Origin of the sequence: Shewanella sp. Sh95 (assembly GCF_001308045.1) — a bacterium.
Classification (GTDB): domain Bacteria; phylum Pseudomonadota; class Gammaproteobacteria; order Enterobacterales; family Shewanellaceae; genus Shewanella; species Shewanella xiamenensis.
The window spans coordinates 1-17386 of record NZ_LGYY01000217.1; the positions used below are offsets into that span (position 1 = coordinate 1).

Here is a 17386-nt window from a genome sequence, read left to right on the forward strand (position 1 = left end):
GTGGTCGAGGTTACGGATAGAGATAGCGGGAGCGGCCATGATGAATTACCTGCAAAAGAGAGTAATAGATCAGAATGACCGATCGCCGTCAAGTTTTTTAAATCGAAAATTAGGTGCGGAATGACGGGTAAAACCCAGTCACGAAATCGTGTCGAGTTATTAAGATGGGCTCAGACCTATCAAACCCATTTTGAGTTTTGTAGTTAAGCCTTTGTTGATTGGTATCTTGTTTGAAAGCGAGCGGGTGCGTGGTGTGATACCCAAACGATAAGACGAATAACGATGTACTTTTGCGTGTGATAGGCAAATAAAAACGGGAACATTATCAATGTTCCCGTTTTTATTTAGTCGCCTTCAACTTGAAGGCGACTCATATTTAAAGATTAGTACTGCACAACAGTCGCAACGTTCATATCACCATTTTGGGTTACGCTGATGCTGTTGTTGTTACCCGCTTGTGAGCCTAATACTAAGTTGTCATTACCTGTTTGGGAGATCATTAGGCTGTTGTTGTCACCACTCACGCCAAATGAGTTGGCAGCAAATGAACTACCGCTATCACCACCGACCCAGTTGCCGTTACCCGCTTGAGTGATTTCTGCTGAGTTTCCATCACCTTCGATGATTAAATCGATAAGGTTCAGATCGCCACGGTGTTGCAGTGCAGTTACATCGGCGTTGTTACCTGTTACGCTAATGATGGTCTCGTTTTGATCACCATCTTGCTCAACATCCACTTCGTTGTCGCTACCCACGGCATCCACATAAGCGAAGTTCGCATCACCTTCTTGACTGATTTCGATGCTGTTGTCTTCACCTGTTGCGAAGGCAACCAGCTCGTTGTTATCACCTTTAGAGGATAAGTCGAAGTCGTTGTCAGTACCGTAAGCGCCAAAGGTTGCGAAGTTAGCATCACCACGTTGTTTTAAATCAACGTCGTTGCTATCGCCCCATACTTGGAACTCTGCACCGTTGCTATCGCCTTTTTGCTTGATGGCGATATCATTATCATCACCTTGAATATCAGCAATTAAAGAATCACCAACTGTATTGCTATCACCATCTTGAGCGATGTCGATAGTGTTATCATCACCCGTAGTCATAGAGAGGTAAGCAATGTTATTGCTGCCTTCTTGCTTCATGCTGATATCGTTTTCGCTACCGGCTAAGGCGTAAACAAAGCCAGTGTGGTTATCACCTTTTTGGTAGATATCAACACTGTTGTCGTTACCAGCGATGCCTTTGGCTGCACCAAAGTTATTGTTACCAATTTGTTCAACTGATACGTCGTTGTTATTACCCACGTTGGCAGTCAGATCGAGTGCAATAAGACCCGCTTGGTTGCTGTTACCGTATTGTTTGATATCACCGTCGTTGTTGTCGCCTTGAACACGGAATACGGCAAGGTTTTCATCACCTTCTTGCTCAACAAATGCACTGTTTTCTGTGCCAGTGATTTCAACATAGCTTTCGTTCAGCTCGCCTAATTGGCTAACTGAAACAAGGTTGTCGTTGCCCACGACATCGTTGCTGCTTTGGTTGAAGAAGCCGTCTTGAGTCACTTCAACTTCGTTATTATTGCCTTCCACATCAACAGAGGCTACGTGCCAATCTGTTTGTTGGCTAACAGTCACTTTGTTAGCATCGCCAGTTGAGTTGACTTGTGCTTCATGCCACACACCGTCTTGTAATACGGTGGCAACTTGGTCGTTACCCGTTTGGGTTACTGCTGCTGCGTTAATGACACCAGTTTGAGCGACTAAGGTATCTTGACCTTGGCCTGTTTGCTCAACGCTGATTTCGTTGACTGTGCTTGCTGCTAGCGCATTACCACTTAATCCCGCAGTAATGGCTAATGCAATCAATGACATTTTTGCTTGTGATTTCATGTGACTCTCCCTGTTTAATACTGAGTTATTGAGATTGCGGCACCGTCCGCAATCTGTTGAATCGAAAAATTGCCGCTTCCTAGCTGGTTCAATTGCACCAGGTTGTCATTACCAATCTGGGTAATCGAAGCCATATTTTTAGTGCCGACTTGTCGTAGTTGGACTTCATTATTGGTTCCAATCTGTGTCACAAGCGATACGTTATCGTTACCCGCTTGCGTCACATAGGCGCTGTTATCGTTCCCTGATTGAAACACTATCCCTTGGTTTGCCGTGCCTTGCTGCACTAGGTCGATAAGATTATCGCGCCCTGAACGCTCAATTAGCGCCTGCAGTGTGACGGGCAATTCACTGACATCTGCCGCATGGGATGATGTCAGGCAACTACATATCAAGAGCAGCAGTACCAAAAAGCGTGTTAATGGATTTGGCACAAGTGACTCCTTGCATGTATTGGTGTTTTGGTCAGAGCACAGACTCTTTCCAACTCAGGCATCAAGGTACGAGCCATAGTGCTTAGAGACAATTGGCCAAAAGGGTATTTATTTTTGAGGTGTAATTTAAATGCTAACCAGATTAACTTTTGTTAATTCCATGAATATCTTGTTTTTTGTCGATAAAACCCTGCGTTTAGGCGGTATTTACCTCACCGAGTTGGTCTAGTAGTTAAGTTGTATTTAGCGTGCAGCGTCTTTTTTAAATTGAAACATTATGGCAACAATTTGCAGGCAAACATGCTGGAAATTCGTCGTTTTTATCCATCTCACTTTGAATGGTGGCTGCGTAATTGCCGTTCCAGAATTTCAACGTAAAGGACTATAGGAAGCTTAAGTATGTCAATAAAACTCTCACCATTGGCGTTAGCAATTGCAGGGGCGATGACGTTGTCAGCGGTGCCTGCAATGGCAAAAGATGCACCAGTCTATGAAAAAGACGCCATCCTTGTGGTGTACAAAGATAATGTGACTAAAGCCGAACGTGCAGCAGCACAGCGTTTAGTTCGCGGCACCTTAACCGATGCAAATGCTGATGGCGTAGACGATAAATTCCAGCATTTACTCAATGGTAAACTTACCCGTTTAGCCCTGCGTAAAGGCGCTAATATTGAAGATGCGATTAAGGTGATTAGTCGTCATCCAGCGGTAAAATATGCAGAACCCAACTACATTCTTAAGGCGATAGGTACGCCCGATGATCCAAGCTTTGCTAGCCTGTGGGGCATGAACAACACTGGCCAAAATGGCGGTAGTGCCGATGCAGATATCGACGCGCCAGAGGCTTGGGAAATAACCACGGGTAGCTCGGATGTGGTGATTGGGGTTATCGATACTGGGGTTGATTACAATCACCCAGATTTGCAAGCCAACATGTGGGTTAACGCTGGCGAAATTCCAGGTAATGGTATCGATGACGATGGTAACGGCGTGATCGATGATATTCACGGTTACAGTGCGGTAAATGATAACGGTAACCCAATGGATGGTAATGGTCACGGTACTCACGTATCTGGCACTATTGGTGCTAAAGGCAACAATGGTGTGGGTGTCGTTGGGGTGAACTGGGACGTTAAAATTGCCGCCTGTCAGTTCCTTGATGCCGATGGTTATGGTTCTACAGCTGGCGCTATTGCATGTTTAGATTACTTTACGGATCTGAAGGTTAACCATGGCGTGGATATCAAAGCCACCAACAACTCTTGGGGCGGCGGTAGCTTTAGCCAAGCCTTAAAAGATGCGATTGAAGCGGGTGGTGAAGCAGGCATTTTATTCGTTGCAGCAGCGGGTAATGACGCGGTCGATAACGATGCGAGCCCACATTATCCCTCAAGCTACGATTCTGACGTTGTCCTCTCGATTGCAAGTACGGATCGTAATGACCGTATGTCAGACTTCTCACAATGGGGTTTAACTAGCGTCGATATGGGAGCACCAGGCTCCGCGATTCTCTCTACTGTTCCAGGTGGTGGTTACGCGACGTATTCTGGTACCTCTATGGCTACTCCACATGTCACCGGCGCCGCGGCTCTGGTGTGGTCATTAAATCCAGATCTCTCACCAGTAGAAATGAAATCCTTACTGATGGCATCAGGTGATGCTAATGCAGATTTAACGGGTAAAACCGTGGCTGGTACTCGCCTCAATGTGGCTAACGCACTCGAGCAGGCTAACCCATCTCCTAGCTACAAGTTTACCGTATCGCCAGTATCACAATCTGTCGAAGCGGGTAGCACTGCAAGCTATAACTTTAGTGTTGGTAGCGTTGCAGGATGGGAAGGCGATGTAGCTCTTTCTGTCTCGGTTTCTCCAGCGCTAGAAGGTGTGTCCTTATCAGCCTCAACTGTTTCAGCTGGTGGTTCATTTACCTTAGATGTTGCGACAACGGCGCAAACAGCTTGGGGTGATTACAGCATTACAGTAACAGGTACCGATGGCACTATTGAAAAGGCTAAAGTCGTTTCACTGAATGTGTTCCCTCAAGGATTAAATGACTTTACCTATGGCAATGAGAATGCTGTTGCTATGCCTGATAACAATGCTAGTGGTATTGTGAGCACGATTGAAGTTACTGATGATGTGCAGATTTTTGGCGTGACCGCCGATGTCAATATCAGCCACACTTGGATTGGTGACTTACGCGTTGTGTTAACTTCTCCAGCAGGTACTGAAGTGGTTCTACATAACCGTGATGGCGGCAGCGCTGACAACATTGTTAAGAGCTGGGACTTAAGCGCGTTTGATGGTGAAAACGCACGGGGTACTTGGTCATTATCAGTAGATGACAATGCAGCGGCTGACACTGGTACTCTTAATAACTGGGGCTTAGTGATCAGCGGCTTAGGCGAAGCATCTCCAGCGGCACCAGTGGCGGGCTTCGAGTATGCAGTTGAAGGTTTAAGTGTCGCCTTTACTAACACTAGTACCGATGCGAACGATGATATCGTGAGCTACAGCTGGGATTTTGGTGATGGTTCAACTTCAACTGAAATGAACCCTAGCCATGTATTTGCTGCGGCAGGTACTTACACTGTGGCCCTCACTGTGACTGACTCAATGGAACACAGCAATACTGTGACCATGGAAGTTCAAGTTTATGAGCATAGTATCAACGCATCCGTCACTCGCGCATTGGTATCACGCCGTGGTAGCGCTATGGTAGATATTGAATGGGATAGTGCATTAGGCGAAAGTGTTGCTCTATACCGTGACGGTCAGTTAGTGGTGACAACAGAGAACGATGGCAACTATCGTGATCGCTTCACTACATCTGCATCAAGTGTGACTTATCAAGTATGTGAAACCACTGGAACCTTATGTTCTGCACCAGTAGTAGCACAATTCTAATGTAGTCCTTAAAAATGAAGGCGACCGAAAGGTCGCCTTTTTGCTTTCAACCCCTAAACTAGCTGTTTAGTCGGTAGTTACCATTTACGTTTAATGCTCAACTAATGCGTGTCATTTTTTTTGGGGTTCTTCGTGTTCTACATCGGCATTTATTTGGGTTTTTCTATCCGATAATTGCTGTATAAGTTGGCTATTGATTGTGGTGAGTTTATCAAAATGATCATTAATCTTACTCAGTTGCTTTAAATAATCGGGATCACTTTTGTCTTTATTTTGCCAATATCGCTGCCGTTCTAGTTTCTGTAATTCACTGGCCCTTAGGATTTCAAAATAGCTATTCTCTTGTTTTAGGCTATAGATTTCACCGTCGAGTAATTGCAGCAGTTTCTTTGGGGGTAAGGAGTGATTATTTAACAAAGCTTGCAATGGGTCTACTTTGGTTTCACGTTTATCCGAATCAATTTCGTTGCTAATACCCAACTGATATTCAATTTTATGCTGACTGTATTCCTGCGGACAGGCGATTTGGCTAAAGATGACTTTATCGCCTTTGCGACATTTATAGACGGTATTTGCGAGCGCCGTGAGAGGCAAAAGCATACAAATAAGAGTCACTATAAGTCTTGCCATTCGACGACAAATCCTTTGTATACGCAATGAATGAAGTTATCACAATGGGTATTAAGCTAGAGTTAAATGGAGTTGTCTCACTTATCTCCCTTTAAACTTTAGCTGTTATAAATCCATGTAGTATAAACATATGTTACTTAACGTTAACATTGGTGAGTACTATGGCGTAAGTGAAAGAATAAAACCAGTTTTTTGACGCTGGAATTTATTTGACGCTTCACTGGAACGCCAGCAATACCAGCGTTCTGAGGTAATAAAAAAGGAGCCTAAGCTCCTTTTCTCAAATCTTAAATAGATGTTTAGCGATCAAAGCGCAGATTATCAATAAGACGCGCTTTACCTAAGTAAGCGGCCGCCAAAATCACCAGGGCTTGGTCCGTAGCTTCCGCATGGGCCAGCGTGGTGGCATGGCGAACTTCTAAATAATCCGGTGTAAAGCCTGCGGCGATAAGGCTCGCTTTGGCTTCTGCGGTGACTTGTTTGATACTCACGCCTTGCTTGATCCCTTGTGCCATGGCATCAATCGCTTTTTTCAGCGCGGGCGCTGCGGCTTTTTCTTCCGCCGTCAGGTAGCCATTGCGTGAACTCATGGCTAAACCCGAGGCTTCACGAATGGTATCAATGCCAATTATTTCAATCGGCAGCGACAAATCCTCAACCATAGTGCGGATCACTAACAGTTGTTGATAATCCTTGTTGCCAAAAAACGCGACATCGGGCTGCACTATGTTGAACAGTTTACAAACGATGGTCGCGACGCCACGGAAGTGGCCGGGACGACTGGCACCGCAGAGCACATCGGAGATCCCTGGGACTTCAACATAGGTTTGCTGCGCTAACCCTTTGGGATAAATAATCGCCGGTGTTGGGGTAAACAACAGCTCGGCGCCCGCCGCGGTTAAGGCTTGGCTATCGGCCTCTAAGGTGCGCGGGTAGGCATCGAGATCTTCATTTTGCCCAAACTGCATGGGATTGACGAAGATAGACACGACTACATGATCGCACTTCTTCGCCGCTTCTTTCACTAAGGTGATGTGTCCCTGATGGAGATTGCCCATGGTCGGCACAAAGGCGACAGTCTCGCCCTTGGCACGCCATGCTCGCACTTGAGTACGAATATCATCGATATGGGCGCTAGTGATCATTAACTCTTACCTTGCTAAAACCTAAAATGAGTAGTCTGTGTGCTTAGCACTATTTAGCTTAATGAGTGCTAGCACGCTTAGTTGAACGTGTGATCTGCACTCGGGAAGGTGCCATTGGCCACTTCTTCAATATAAGCGCGAACCGCCGAGCGGATTTCGCCCGTTTGCTTGAGGTAGTTCTTTGAAAAACGTGGAATATAACCACTCGAAATACCGAGCACGTCGTGCATCACCAGAATCTGACCATCGGTGCTGGCGCCCGCGCCAATGCCAATTACAGGGATAGTTAATGCTTGAGTAATGGCGGTAGCAAGCGATGCTGGAATACATTCAACCACTAACAGCTGCGCGCCTGCCGCCTCTAAGGCTTTGGCTTCATCGAGAATGCGCTGGGCATTTTCAGCATCACGGCCCTGCACTTTAAAACCGCCAAAAACGTGTACAGATTGCGGGGTGAGGCCCAAGTGGGCGCAGACAGGAATACCGCGCTCGGTCAGTTTAGTAACCGTTTCGAGTAACCAGTGACCGCCTTCCAGCTTGACCATATTAGCACCCGCCTGCATTAGTGCGGTGGCGTTTTCCATGGTTTGTTCTGGCGTGGCGTAACTCATAAACGGCATATCGGCGATCAGCAGTGATCGCTCGATACCGCGACGCACACAACGAGTGTGATAGGCGATTTCGGCTGTCGTGACGGGCAGCGTATCATCGTGGCCTTGCAGAACCATTCCCAAAGAATCGCCGACCAGTAGCACATCGATGCCTTCGCCGTCGAACGCGCTGGCAAAGCTGGCATCATAGGCTGTCAGAGCGGTGAATTTTCTACCTTCCTGTTTGTATTTCAACAGGGTTGAGCTAGTAACTTTAGACATATGGGTGATCTTCAAACCAAATGGAAGTGGTGTTATAAGCTAACTGGGGGCTGACTTCAATGATCATTGCCCAGTAGTTGTAACTCGGCCAAGAATTTTTCACTGATAAGGCTGTGTAGCGGCGTTTTACAGGGCAACACGAGATCGGGCGCAATGGCAGCTAAAGGAACTAGCACAAAGCTACGTTCTTTCATGCCGTAGTGCGGCACTTTGAGTCTGGGCTCATCGATAATGGCGTTGTCATACAAGAGTAAGTCTAGATCTAATGTTCTGGGCCCCCAACGCTCTTGGCGTACACGGCCTTGGGTATTTTCAATGTGTTGCAGTGCATCTAATAAGGCCAGCGGGGCCAGCTGAGTTTCAAAGCCAGCGACAGCATTAATATAGTCAGGTTGTACAACCTCACCCATTGGCGTTGAACGGTAATAGGGAGATACCCTAAGACTTTGATTTTCAGCCAAGGTGGACAAGGCCGCTACGGCATTGTCCAGCTGTGCTTGGGGATCTTCAAGATTCGCTCCAAGGGCGACAAACACTTGAGTCATTATTCTTCGGCTTTGGCTGCACTTGGGCGGCGACGGCGACGCTGAGGTGAATTGCGATTACGGCTGCTCGAGGCTTTATTACCGCTGCGGGCAATCGCCAAACGCTCGGTTTCATCCGCTTCAACAAACTGTTGCCACCAGGCTGCACTCTTGGCCAGATTGCCCCCTTCGACTTCGCCACGCAGTAACAGTAAGTCGTATGCCGCTCTAAACTTCGGATGCTCTAACAGTTTAAAGGCGCGCGTGCCTTGGCTGCGCTCAAAGCGAAGTTGTAGTTGCCAGATATCCTTGGCTGGTGTGCTAAAGCGGCGAGGAATACTAATGGTTTGGCATTGCTGCTCCATCACATCGCCCATGGCGGCGAAAAAAGCATCGTATAAAGTAAGGCCACTTTCAACGGCAATATCTTCGGCGCGTTGGCGCAGTGGATACCAGAGAATCGCCGCATAGAAAAACGATGGCGTGACGGGCTTATCTTCATTAACGCGATCATCCGTACTCTTCATGATGGCTTGCACCATCTTCATTGCCGGACCTTTAGGCGCTTCTTTTAATAGGGCGTCAACCTGAGGAAATAGGGGCGCAAACAGTTTATATTCCTGCATCATTTCAAAGTTTGCCATGGCTTTGCCGGCGAAGAAGAGTTTGAGCACTTCTTCATACATGCGGGCGGCAGGAATATCTTTGAGCAGTGGTGCTAACTGTTTGATTGGTTTAGCAGTTACTTCATCGATTGTCATGCTGAGCTTAGTGGCAAAACGCACGGCTCTGAGCATACGCACTGGATCTTCGCGGTAACGGGTTTCGGGATCGCCAATCAGTTTTAAGGTTCCAGCCTTAAGATCTTCCATCCCACCGCCATAACTGCGGATAGAGTAGTCGCTAATATCGTAGTAAAGGGCGTTAACGGTAAAATCGCGGCGCTCGGCGTCTTCGTCGATTTCTCCGTACACGTTATCCCTGAGCAAACGCCCTTCGGCATTGGCTTTGGAAATCTTTTCATTGCTTTCACCGTGGTGGCCACGGAAAGTCGCCACTTCAATCACATCGCGGCCAAACACAATATGGGCAAGGCGGAATCGACGACCAACAACACGGCAATTACGGAACAGTTTTTTGATTTCTTCCGGCGTTGCATTGGTAACTACGTCAAAATCTTTCGGTTCAAGCCCAAGGAGCAAATCCCGTACACCCCCGCCCACTAAATAGGCTTGGAAACCAGCTTTATTCAGTCGATATAGTACCTTAAGCGCATTTTCACTGATCTGCTTGCGGGAAATGGTGTGCGCATCCCGAGGCACGATCGCCAAGCTTAAGCCGCCTGAAGTAAGTTCTGGCGTTTGGGGTTCAATCTGAGCTGGAGTTGGAGCGGTCGTTTTAGGCGCGTCTTCAAATAGCTGCTTGCAGAATTGGCTAATACGGCGAAAAATGGGACACCTCGGAATGTATCTGTTATGTGATTAAAAATCTGGCGGCTATGATATACCAATTGCGTCCCGATGGGTATATCGCGATTTTTGAGCTATGCCACGACTTAGCGCTGATAACATGATGCTTTTAGGTCGAGAACTTGCCCGTCAGGCTTTAAGGGGCGATCAGGATTTCCCGCTGTTTAGGGATTGCCGACAATTGAAACTGGGCCACTGCCTGGGCCAGCATTTGCGGCGCAGTTGTGAGCTCTACCGGTGCTTGGCCCAAAAAGGCGAGGGCTGCATTGAGACTCGCTTGCGGATGCTGTTTATCGATAGCCTGCGCGTGATTTTGTTTTGACAGCTTAAAACCCGGACTTAAACTGGCGAGCGGTAAGTGCAACCACTGCGGCGCAGTTAGACCAAAGGTTTGATATAAGCTTAATTGGCGACAACTGGCTTCGATTAAATCGTAGCCCCGCACCACCTCGGTAATGCCTTGGTAGGCGTCATCCAGCACTACGGCGAGTTGATAGGCATAAAGTCCATCACTACGTTTGATAATAAAATCTTCAGCAGCAAAGGCCCGATCTACAATCACTTTTCCCATCAGGTTATCGGTAAACTCGGCCACTTGAGCGCGATTAACTAGCCGAACCGCACCACTGTGATGTGGCGTGGCTAACCGATGGCAGCGGCCATCGTAAATCCCACCCATGGCTTGAATCTGTTTGCGACTGCACTGGCAGAAGTAGGCGTTATCCTCAGCGAGTAACTCATCGAGTTTGGCCTGATAGGCCTCGGTGCGCGCACTCTGGTACAGCACCGCATCGTCCCATTCGAAACCATAAGCCTCTAAGGTGCGTAAAATATCATCGGCGGCGCCTGCAACTTCCCTAGGTGGATCAATATCCTCAACGCGTATTAACCACTTTCCTCCCTCTGAGCGCGCCCGCAGATAACTACCAAGGGCGGCGACTAGCGAGCCAAAATGCAATGCTCCTGAGGGCGAAGGCGCAAAACGGCCAACATAAGGATGTAAAGCGGAAGTGTTGAAAGAGTGAGTCGCCATCATAGGAATTTGCAGGAATAACCAGTCAAAGTGGCTGTATTTTAGGGGGATACTAACAAAAAAGCGAAGTGAAACGAGAGGATGTTTATGCAAGATGCACAAACAAGTAGGCGGGGAACTCCCCGCCTAGGATGGCCGATTAACCCGCCATTTGCTTCTCTTTGATCTCTGCAAGCGTTTTACAGTCGATACACTGATCGGCTGTTGGACGCGCTTCGAGACGGCGAATGCCGATTTCGATACCGCAAGAATCGCAGAAGCCAAAATCGTCTTCTTCGATTTTCTGGAGAGTTTTTTCGATCTTCTTGATCAGTTTACGTTCTCGGTCACGCGCACGTAATTCGAGACTGAACTCTTCTTCTTGCGCTGCACGGTCTACAGGATCGGGAAAGTTTGCTGCTTCATCCTGCATATGACTCAGAGTACGGTCGACCTCCTCACGCAACTGATTGCGCCAAGCTTCAAGAATGATCTTGAAGTGACCCAGTTGCTTAGCGTTCATATACTCCTCACCGGGTTTTTCCTGGTAGGGACTTACACCTGCGATAGCGAGTACGCCAAGTTTTTTGGTGCCTTCAGGCATAACGCATCTCCTGTCATCATTTGCGTTTGTAGGGCGTCCTTAAGAACGGCCGCTATCTATATCAGAATCTTTACAACGAGGCAAATTTTTCGTTTCACCTTGACAGAATTTTTTGACTGCCTTCGCTAATTGAAATGAAAAAGTATTTTACTCAATCTTAACATCATACTCGGACTGGGCATGATTGGGCCAGATGTATCTCATCGGGGGATATTTCGCAGCGATACGCTAGTACTTCTACACCTGATAAAATAGCTTTTTTCAATAGGTTAGAATACTCAGGGTCAATGTGTGCCGCTGGTGCCACACTCATAATGTCAGTATGTTGCACCACAAATAGCAAGACGGCTCTGTGCCCAAGGCTGGCCATGTGCATTAATTCCCGTAGATGTTTTTGGCCGCGAAGACTCACAGCATCGGGGAAATAACCTTGGCCATCCTCGAGCAAAGTACAACTTTTGACTTCTATATAACAGGCGGGTTTTTGAGCAGCCTCAAGCAAGATATCGATGCGGCTATTTTCATCGCCGTACTTCACTTCGCGGCTTAAGCTGTCGTAACCTTTAAGTTCAGTGATAATACCTTTATTAAGTGCCTCCTCGACTAGGGCGTTGGCATTGCCCGAATGAATGCCGATAAGGCCACCCGTTGGCGTGGTCATCAACTCCCATGTATGGGCATATTTACGTTTAGGATTGTTAGACGTGGAAAACCACACGGTTTCACCGGGGAACAGGCAGTTACGCATTGAACCGGTATTGGGGCAATGCAGGGTGATTTCACTGCCGTCTTCGAGTTGGACATCGGCGAGAAAACGTTTGTAGCGCTTAAGTAGCTTTCCCGATTTCAGTGCTGGAGTAAAGTGCATGTGATCCCTGTAGCTAGTTGATTCTGGCGCCAAAGACTAACAAATTTCGCAAATGTTTACAGATTTTACCTCGGTAACTTAGGCCGATGGCTTTCAGTCCTGGGCCACTGGCAGTAAACTGCCGCCAACCCCGTTGTACTATGTATACCCCAAAAGCCTGAGGATGCCGGACGTCTCACCTCAACTTGCATGGGTATAAGAGCAAGAACAAATTAAAATAAGGACCCCTCATGAGTGAACTTAAAGTGACTGAAGTGATGAGAGTTGAGTTAACCAAAGATGCCCCCGCAGCCCATTGGGGCAAAGCCGATGTGACCTTCAATGCCGAAGGCGCATTAGTCCACTTAGGTGGCGGCGATGAGCTACGCCAAATTCAAATGGCGGCGCGTAAATTACGTAATCAAGGGATTAATACCGTCGCATTGGTGGGTTCTCTTTGGGATCTAAATAGCCAATGGGTCTTCGCCCAAGGGTTTGCCACAGCTAAGCCCGGTTACAAGATCCAATGGTGCGGCGATGAAGCTGTTCAAGCCGAATTACAACGTCGCTTAGACGTGGCGACATTTGCCCGTCAACTGATCAACGATACCCCTGAAAATCTGTCTCCTGTGAAACTGGCGCAGCAAGCGGCCAAATGGTTAGCCGAACTCGGTGGTGCCAAGGTCAGTTACCGTATTATTGAAGGTGAAGCATTATTAGCAGAGCAATGGATTGGTATTCATGCTGTAGGTCGCGGCAGTGAGCGTCCACCTGCAATGTTAGAGCTAGACTTTAACCCGCTGTCAGCCGATGCCCCAGTATCTGTTGCCTTAGTCGGTAAAGGGATTACCTTCGACTCCGGCGGTTACAGCATTAAAGCTTCTGAAGGCATGCTGGGCATGAAGTGTGATATGGGCGGCGCCGCCACTGTTACTGCCGCTTTAGGTTTAGCGATTAAATCGGGCCTGAACAAACGCGTTAAATTATTCCTCTGCTGCGCTGAAAACCTGATCAGCGGCCGTGCCTATAAGCTGGGTGATATCCTCACCTACAAAAATGGCGTCACAGTTGAAGTGGTTAACACCGATGCCGAAGGGCGCTTAGTGCTGGCCGATGGTCTGCAAGCGGCTTCTGCGACGGGTGCTCCTTTTATTATCGATGCAGCAACCTTAACTGGCGCAGCTGTGATGGCGGTGGGCTCTAACTACAACGCGATTTTTTCGCCACAGACAGAAGTGTTACAACTGGCGCAACAAAAAGCTTCGACAGTAGCTGAGCGTGTATGGCCATTGCCACTGGATCCTTGGCATAAAGACATGTGTCCATCGGCCTATGCTGACACGGCAAACAGCCGCCCAGTGAAGGGCGGTGGTGCGGGCGGTGCCTCGAATGCGGCCGGCTTCCTGTGGCGTTTCGTTTCGCCAGAAGCCAAGTGGCTACACGTGGATTTAGCGGCCGCCTTCGAAGATTCGGCTTCTGCACTATGGGGCGCTGGCGCGACCACCCACGGCGTGCTGACCATCAGCGAGCTGATTAAAGGCTAAGATTGCTTTCGCGACTGAGTTTGCCTTTGCGGCTAAGCTTGCAAGTAAAGCTTCTTATTGTATTAAAACCGTCTTCGGGCGGTTTTTTATTGCATAAAATTAAAGCGTGGGCAGTATGAGTCTTTATATGTTTATTTTATGATTCAGCGTATTAGCGGTTGGCTATGGTTATGGCCACAGCTAGGGCCTGGGCTATTTATCGGGATGACTATGCTAAGGATACGTAAAGCAACGCAATTAGATGCTAAGGCTTGCTGGGACATTCGCAATGCGGCGATTAATAAAGGCTGCGCCGGATTTTATGCTCAAGATGACTTGCAGATTTGGATGCAGGGCGAATTGACCGAATCTTTTCGTCGTATGGTGGGCGCACATTTTTATGTGGCTGAAATCCTTGATGATGAAACTCAAGAAGGCACTTTGGTTGGTACCATCATGCTGGATGAACCCTATGCTCAGGTCGAGGCGCTGTTCGTTGCTCCCGAGGCGATGGGCTTAGGTGTCGGCAAGTCGTTACTGCAATTTATTGAAACAAAAGCCTTTAACTAAGGCATCGCCCAATTGCGATTAGAATCTACTTTAAATGCGGTCGAATTTTATCGCCACTGCGGTTTCGGCGGTGAAGGTTTTGAGGAGGAGTCTATCTATTGCTCACCCCGCGGTATCGCCTTGGAATGTATGGTGATGTATAAAAATCTGGTTTGCTAGGGCGCAGCAAAAAAACGCTGCTGCTAGAATCTAGGGCGTTGCTTCGCAACTGCGAGAGCGCTTCGCTGCTAGAAGCTATTTGGTTCAGCGTTGCTGACATACCCAAGGGAATCAACAGATCAAGCATTGAAGTGGAATTAACTGCTAAGACTTAACGCTGAATGGGGTTGCGTGGTTGCTGACATACTCAAGGGAATCAACAGATCAAGCATGGATGTGGAATTAACAGCTAAGACTTAACGCTGAATGGGGTTGCTGGCATACCCAAGGGAATCAACAGATCAAGCATGGATGTGGAGTTAACAGCTCAAAATTGTTTTGAAGGTTGCTGACATACTCAAGGGAATCAACAGATCAAGATGGGGGAATTAACTCCCAAGAGTATGCCAACTATCGTTCTTTCGCCTGAAATCCCGATGCCAATAAGATTAACTTCAATGGCTTAAATCAAACTTAATCTATTGCTCAAAAAGGCTTTATTTCATTAGCCTTTAGTCAAACGTTAACGCTATCTCAGTTCGCCTGCGGACTATTAAGCTGTTGGCGTTTTTCCATCAAATCTTTAATCAGCGGTGTAAGGATCAGCTCCATTGCGAGGGACATTTTGCCACCCGGCACCACCAAGGTGTTAACCCGTGACATAAAGGAGCCTTGGATCATGCTCAAATAATAGGGGAAGTCGACGTTGTTGATGCCGCGAAAACGGATCACTACAAAGCTTTCATCAAGGCTCGGAATATCCTTGGCGCTGAAGGGGTTAGAGGTATCTACCGTCGGCACCCGTTGGAAGTTGATATGGGTGCGCGAAAATTGCGGCGTCATATGCTTAATATAATCGTCCATACTGCGGACAATCGAGCCCATGACTTTTTCGCGGCTATGGCCACGCTCCGAAGTATCGCGAATAATCTTTTGGATCCACTCTAGGTTAACGATAGGCACCATGCCGATCAGCAAATCCACATGCTGGGCCACATTGGCATCGCCCGTGACCACACCGCCATGTAAGCCTTCGTAATACAACATATCGGTGTTTTCGGGCAGTGGACGCCATTGGGTGAAGGTGCCAGGCATTTGGTTAAAGGGCACGGCTTCGTCAAAGGTGTGTAAGTAGCTGCGGGTTTCACCTTGGCCCGTGGCGCCATAATCGCGAAAGCATTGTTCTAGGCGGGCAAAGTTATTGGCCTCGGGGCCAAAATAGCTCAGGTTACGATTCTCGGCTTGGGATTTACGGATCATCACTTCCATCTCTGCGCGGGTATAGTGATGAAAACTATCCCCTTCTACAAAGGCGGCATTGATTCCAAGTTGGCGAAAAATATGACTAAAGGCGGTGGTGGTTGTGGTGGTTCCTGCCCCAGATGAGCCTGTAACTGCAATAATTGGATGTTTTGCTGACATTTTTTCTACCTAGGCACCATAAAGAGCCGCTCAGTGGGAGCGATAAACCGTATAAGCTATTTATACGGCACAGGGATACTAATGGTCAATCTTGCCGTTTGGCCACTTGGTCAGCGTGACGAATGGCAAAGGACTCATCCTCTTCACTGTATTCTAAGACAAGTTTACCTTGTTTAAGTGCTTGTTGGCATTGCACAATTGCGCCTGATAGTTCTTGCTCATCTAGGCTAGTAAAACTTCCATCTTCCACTTGCCCTAACAAATATTCGCGGAGCAAATTGACTAAGGTCTCTTTGGGAAGTTGGAGTAAGGCATCATAGGGGATAAGCATTCGGGTTCCTTAAGGTGCCGATGACGCATCATTGGCGAGTAAAAAGTCTAAAATGCGCCGCTCTAAATAATAGCGTGGCTTCCATGGCGTGCCGCCTTCGATAAAACCAACATGGCCGCCATGGGCATGTAACTCATATTCCACATGTTCGGAAAGCTGGCTGGGATGCGGGATGACCTCATCCGTCATAAAGGGATCGTCCTTGGCATGCATAATTAGCGTAGGCTTAGTGATTCGGCTAACAAAGGGTAAGCCGCTGGCGCGGGTATAGTAATCTTCTACACCTAAAAATCCATGGAGCGGGGCGGTGACTTTATCGTCAAAGTCATAAAAAGTATTGAGATTAGCAACTTGGATTGGGGTCAAGGTCATAGTGCCAGCAAGCTCTGGATCATTAAGCTTTTGATTGACCTTATATTGTAACTGCTTGATTAAATGGCTTTGATACACCTTTGAAAAACCATTCTCTAAGCGTTTTGCACAGGCCGATAATTGCAGCGGCGCCGACACGACTACAGCGCGACTCAACAGGCTGTGCTCTTGATATTCGCCTTGATATTTGGTTAATACATTGCCGCCTAAGCTGTAACCTACTGCCAATAAAGGTGATTGCGGATAGGTTTGTTGCAGCTGGCTTAGGCTAAACTGCAAATCGTCGGTGTCGCCACTGTGGTAACTGCGGGCGAGACGATTGGCTTCACCTGAGCAGCTTCTATGATGGTGAACCACGGCGGCTAACTCTTGTTCTTTACAGGCTTGCAGAATGCGTCTGGCATAATGGGACTGGGCACTACCCTCTAATCCATGAATGATAACCACAATGGGTTTACCGATTTCTGGCCTAGTTTGCCAATCTAAATCGATAAAATCGCCATCGGGAAGCTCGAGTCGCTGTCGCTCAAGCACAGGTTTGGCCACTTTAGTGAATACGGGCAAAATGGTTTGTACATGGGGACTTTTGGCCCACCAAGGCGGTGTAAAAGCGTTTGGCATGGGATCTTATCTTGGCATCAACTATTGCTGAAAATTAAAACGTGTGTTTAATTTAGGTTCGCGGTCATTGTAGCAC

15 protein-coding genes and 2 pseudogenes are annotated in these 17386 nt (G+C 47.7%); 4 read left to right on the top strand and 13 right to left on the bottom strand.

Going from position 1 to position 17386, the window contains the following annotated elements; all coding sequences use genetic code 11:
* Positions 1-129 precede the first annotated feature (129 nt).
* Positions 130-207, top strand: a pseudogene (locus tag AEA42_RS22395) (DNA-binding response regulator); the annotation flags it as partial.
* 176 nt (positions 208-383) lie between these two features.
* Here AEA42_RS22395 and AEA42_RS16140 read toward each other — a convergent pair.
* Both AEA42_RS16140 and AEA42_RS16145 read right to left on the bottom strand, forming a co-directional pair.
* Positions 384-1889 carry a curlin gene (locus AEA42_RS16140; protein ID WP_055648263.1) on the bottom strand — a complete coding sequence of 502 codons (1506 nt, stop codon included), beginning with the start codon at positions 1887-1889 and terminating at the stop codon, positions 384-386.
* Between the two features lie 14 nt (positions 1890-1903).
* Entirely contained in the window at positions 1904-2323 is a 420-nt protein-coding gene (locus AEA42_RS16145) for a curlin (RefSeq protein WP_037414543.1), read from the bottom strand.
* A gap of 399 nt (positions 2324-2722) precedes the next feature.
* Here AEA42_RS16145 and AEA42_RS16150 point away from each other — a divergent pair, with 399 nt between their 5' ends.
* On the top strand, positions 2723-5230 hold the full coding sequence (locus AEA42_RS16150; protein WP_055648264.1) for a S8 family serine peptidase: 2508 nt from the start codon (positions 2723-2725) through the stop codon (positions 5228-5230).
* Between the two features lie 111 nt (positions 5231-5341).
* Here AEA42_RS16150 and AEA42_RS16155 read toward each other — a convergent pair whose 3' ends face one another.
* The 8 genes from AEA42_RS16155 to sfsA form a co-directional block, all read right to left on the bottom strand.
* Positions 5342-5860 (bottom strand): hypothetical protein, encoded by a 519-nt coding sequence (locus tag AEA42_RS16155; protein WP_055648265.1) that lies wholly within the window; start codon positions 5858-5860, stop codon positions 5342-5344.
* A 299-nt stretch (positions 5861-6159) separates the two neighbouring features.
* On the bottom strand, positions 6160-7005 hold the full coding sequence (gene panC, locus AEA42_RS16160; RefSeq protein ID WP_055648266.1) for a pantoate--beta-alanine ligase: 846 nt from the start codon (positions 7003-7005) through the stop codon (positions 6160-6162).
* Between the two features lie 77 nt (positions 7006-7082).
* Positions 7083-7877 (bottom strand): 3-methyl-2-oxobutanoate hydroxymethyltransferase, encoded by a 795-nt coding sequence (panB, locus tag AEA42_RS16165; RefSeq protein ID WP_055648267.1) that lies wholly within the window; start codon positions 7875-7877, stop codon positions 7083-7085.
* 56 nt (positions 7878-7933) lie between these two features.
* Positions 7934-8422, bottom strand: coding sequence for a 2-amino-4-hydroxy-6-hydroxymethyldihydropteridine diphosphokinase (gene folK / locus AEA42_RS16170; RefSeq protein ID WP_047539687.1), 489 nt, complete (start codon positions 8420-8422; stop codon positions 7934-7936).
* Positions 8422-9723, bottom strand: coding sequence for a polynucleotide adenylyltransferase PcnB (locus AEA42_RS16175; RefSeq protein WP_231640407.1), 1302 nt, complete (start codon positions 9721-9723; stop codon positions 8422-8424). Before AEA42_RS16175 ends, folK begins: the two co-directional genes overlap by 1 nt.
* Positions 9724-10006: 283 nt before the next feature.
* Entirely contained in the window at positions 10007-10903 is an 897-nt protein-coding gene (gene gluQRS / locus AEA42_RS16180; protein ID WP_047540833.1) for a tRNA glutamyl-Q(34) synthetase GluQRS, read from the bottom strand.
* A gap of 139 nt (positions 10904-11042) precedes the next feature.
* Positions 11043-11486 (bottom strand): RNA polymerase-binding protein DksA, encoded by a 444-nt coding sequence (dksA, locus tag AEA42_RS16185; protein ID WP_037414555.1) that lies wholly within the window; start codon positions 11484-11486, stop codon positions 11043-11045.
* A 163-nt stretch (positions 11487-11649) separates the two neighbouring features.
* Positions 11650-12354: a DNA/RNA nuclease SfsA gene (gene sfsA / locus AEA42_RS16190; protein WP_055648269.1), complete on the bottom strand. Its 705-nt coding sequence runs from the start codon at positions 12352-12354 to the stop codon at positions 11650-11652.
* A gap of 230 nt (positions 12355-12584) precedes the next feature.
* Here sfsA and pepB point away from each other — a divergent pair, with 230 nt between their 5' ends.
* Both pepB and AEA42_RS16200 read left to right on the top strand, forming a co-directional pair.
* Positions 12585-13877: an aminopeptidase PepB gene (gene pepB / locus AEA42_RS16195; RefSeq protein ID WP_055648270.1), complete on the top strand. Its 1293-nt coding sequence runs from the start codon at positions 12585-12587 to the stop codon at positions 13875-13877.
* A gap of 210 nt (positions 13878-14087) precedes the next feature.
* Positions 14088-14585: pseudogene (locus AEA42_RS16200) on the top strand (GNAT family N-acetyltransferase).
* Between the two features lie 513 nt (positions 14586-15098).
* On the opposite strand, the gene AEA42_RS16205 reads toward AEA42_RS16200, so the two are convergent.
* The 3 genes from AEA42_RS16205 to AEA42_RS16215 form a co-directional block, all read right to left on the bottom strand.
* Positions 15099-15986: a phosphoribulokinase gene (locus AEA42_RS16205; RefSeq protein WP_011071167.1), complete on the bottom strand. Its 888-nt coding sequence runs from the start codon at positions 15984-15986 to the stop codon at positions 15099-15101.
* 85 nt (positions 15987-16071) lie between these two features.
* Positions 16072-16317, bottom strand: a complete 246-nt coding sequence (locus AEA42_RS16210) for a YheU family protein (RefSeq protein WP_055648271.1) — start codon at positions 16315-16317, stop codon at positions 16072-16074.
* 9 nt (positions 16318-16326) lie between these two features.
* The gene (locus tag AEA42_RS16215; protein ID WP_055648272.1) at positions 16327-17310 is read right to left on the bottom strand and encodes a hydrolase; all 984 of its coding nucleotides are present in this window, start codon (positions 17308-17310) and stop codon (positions 16327-16329) included.
* Between the last annotated feature and the right edge of the window lie 76 nt (positions 17311-17386).